We start from the raw sequence: 2,315 nt of genomic DNA, 5'->3' as shown, positions 1-2,315 counted from the left end.
GGGGCGTCCCGGGAGGGGGCGGGCGGCAGCGGCGCCGCGACGACCACGGTGCCGGCGCGGCCGCGTCCGGCGATGTGCCCGTCGTCGACCAGCCGCTGGTAGGCCTCGGTGACCACGCCGCGCGACACCCCCAGTTCGGCGGCCAGCACGCGGGTGGGCGGCAGGCGGCTGCCGACGGGCAGGCGGCCGTCGCCGATGGCGTCGCGGAGGCGCCGCGCGAGCCAGTCCGACAGGCCGCCGCGCGGGGCCTCGGCCGGGTCGAGCTGCAGGAAGTCCGACCCGCCGGGTTTGGCCCGGCCGGGTTCGTTCCCATTGGACCTGTGCACCGGACCATTGTGGACCCCAAAGTGATCCCATGCAGACCACGACCACGACGACCCAGGCCCCGCCCGGCCCCGCGGGGGCGGCGCCGGGCGGCTACGTGCACGGGTACTCCGGGCGGGAGGCGCGGCGGCTCGGCGACCAGGCCGACGCGCTCGCCGATCTGCTGCACGCCGGGACGTCCTATCCGGCGGGCAGCAGGGTGCTGGAGGCCGGCTGCGGGACCGGCGCGCAGACGGTGCACCTGGCGGCCCGCTCCCCCGCCGCGCACCTGACCGCCGTGGACGTGTCGGCCGGCTCGCTGGCGCGGGCCCGCGCCCGGGTGGCGGCCGAGCTTCCCGGCGCGCGCGTCGCCTGGTGCCGCGCCGACCTGCACGACCTGCCGTTCGGCGGCGGCGCGTTCGACCACGTGTTCGTGTGCTTCGTGCTGGAGCACCTGCCGGACCCGGCCGGGACGCTGGCGGCGCTGCGGCGGGTGCTGCGGCCCGGCGGGACGGTGACGGTGATCGAGGGCGACCACGGGTCGGCGTTCCTGCACCCCGACAGCCCCTACGCCCGCGCCGTGATCGCGCACCTGACGGCGCTGCAGGCCGCGGCGGGCGGCGACGCGCTGATCGGGCGGCGGCTGCGTCCGCTGCTGGCCGCCGCCGGATACGAGCGGATCCACGCCGGGCCCCGCACCGTGTACACCGACGGCGACCGGCCGCGGCTGGCCGCGGCGTTCACCCGCGACACCTTCACCGCGATGGTGGAGGGGGTCCGCGACGACGCGGTCGCGGCGGGGCTGGCCACGCCCGCCGACTGGGACCGCGGCGTCGCCGACCTGCTGCGCGCCGCCGGGCCGGACGGGACGTTCCACTACACCTTCTTCAAGGCGACCGCCGTCAACCCCGGATGAAGGGGCCGGGGGCGGGGCGGGTCAGTCCTCGGGCAGGAGCGGGCCGAGCGGGCCGAGCGGGCCGAGATCGAGGTTGAGGTCGTGGTCGTCGAGGCCGAAGTGGTCCTTGAGGCGGGTCATCGCCTCCTCCAGCCGCATCAGCGCCAGCCCCAGGTCCTCGATCTGCCCGTCGGTCAGGTCGCCGCCCTCGGCGCGGCGCAGCGCCTGCCGCTCCATCAGCTGGCGGATCAGCTCGACCAGCGTCAGGACGAGCTTGACCAGGTCCCGCTCGACCGTCTCGGGGTCGGACCGCAGCCGCTGCATCGTCCGGGACGAGCGTTCGCGCAGGTCCCGCTCGCGGGCGGGCGCCGCCCGCACCGGCGCGTCCGGGGCGCGGCCGGCGAGGACGTCGCGGGTGAACGGGTCGCCGGCGGCGGGGTCGCGCACCGACACCTCCCCGGTCACCGGCCGCCGGTCGCGGGACGCGCGGGGGTCGTGCCCGCCGGGGTGGTGGTCGTGCCGGTTCATGGTCGCTCCTCCTCGGGCAGCAGCTCGTCGCGGACGGTGGTGATCAGCGCCCGCAGCGACACCTGCACCAGGTCCACCCCGGCGATGGAGATCACCAGGTCGCCGGCGATGACGACGCCGCCCGCCAGCAGCCGGTCGAGCAGGTCGACCAGCGCGATCCGCTCCATCGGGGCGTCGCCGCCGTGGTCCAGGACGGCCGTCACGCGTCCCCCGTCACAGGTCGCCCGGCACGCGCGCGGGCGCGGCGCCCGCGGTGTCGATGAAGGAGTACGGCGGCCACGGCCCGGTCACCTCCACCTCGATGCCCGGCAGCCGCTCCCCCGCCGCCCGCGCCACCGCCAGGAAGCCGGGGACCTGCTCCTCGTCCAGCAGGTAGGCGGTGTTGAGGATCTGCGCGCCCGGCCGGCCCGACAGGCGCGGGTCCTGCGGCGGGTGGTGGCGGGACGCCACGGCGTGGTCGGCGAGCTCGGCGTGCACGGCGTCGGCCTGCCCGGCCACGCGCCGTCCCGCGTCGGCGCGGCGGCGGCGCTCCTCCTGCCGGCGCCGCAGGTACGCCGTCCCCACGCCGCCGCCCGAAACGCCGCCCGAA

At 77.8% G+C, this 2,315-nt stretch carries 5 protein-coding genes; 1 reads left to right on the top strand and 4 read right to left on the bottom strand.

From position 1 onward, the window contains the following. The coding region (locus tag ACIWVC_RS22150) for a GntR family transcriptional regulator (protein WP_396454520.1) at positions 1-326 on the bottom strand (326 nt) is incomplete at its 3' end. A 29-nt stretch (positions 327-355) separates the two neighbouring features. Between ACIWVC_RS22150 and ACIWVC_RS22145 the strand changes: the two genes are divergently transcribed. Further along, positions 356-1,219 carry a methyltransferase domain-containing protein gene (locus tag ACIWVC_RS22145; RefSeq protein WP_396454519.1) on the top strand — a complete coding sequence of 288 codons (864 nt, stop codon included), beginning with the start codon at positions 356-358 and terminating at the stop codon, positions 1,217-1,219. A 21-nt stretch (positions 1,220-1,240) separates the two neighbouring features. On the opposite strand, the gene ACIWVC_RS22140 is transcribed toward ACIWVC_RS22145, so the two are convergent. The 3 genes from ACIWVC_RS22140 to ACIWVC_RS22130 form a co-directional block, all read right to left on the bottom strand. Beyond that, a complete protein-coding gene (locus tag ACIWVC_RS22140) occupies positions 1,241-1,726 on the bottom strand; it encodes a gas vesicle protein K (RefSeq protein WP_396454518.1) in 486 nt (161 codons plus the stop codon). Then, complete coding sequence (locus ACIWVC_RS22135) at positions 1,723-1,929, bottom strand: gas vesicle protein (RefSeq protein ID WP_396454517.1); 207 nt, start codon at positions 1,927-1,929, stop codon at positions 1,723-1,725. Before ACIWVC_RS22135 ends, ACIWVC_RS22140 begins: the two co-directional genes overlap by 4 nt. Before the next feature lie 10 nt (positions 1,930-1,939). Next, positions 1,940-2,315: GvpL/GvpF family gas vesicle protein (locus ACIWVC_RS22130; RefSeq protein WP_396454516.1), on the bottom strand; the 376-nt coding region annotated here is incomplete at its 5' end.

Origin of the sequence: Actinomadura sp. (assembly GCF_044508335.1) — a bacterium.
In the GTDB taxonomy this organism is placed as follows: Bacteria; Actinomycetota; Actinomycetes; order Streptosporangiales; family Streptosporangiaceae; genus Spirillospora.
This window is presented reverse-complemented; position numbering and strand designations above follow the sequence as displayed.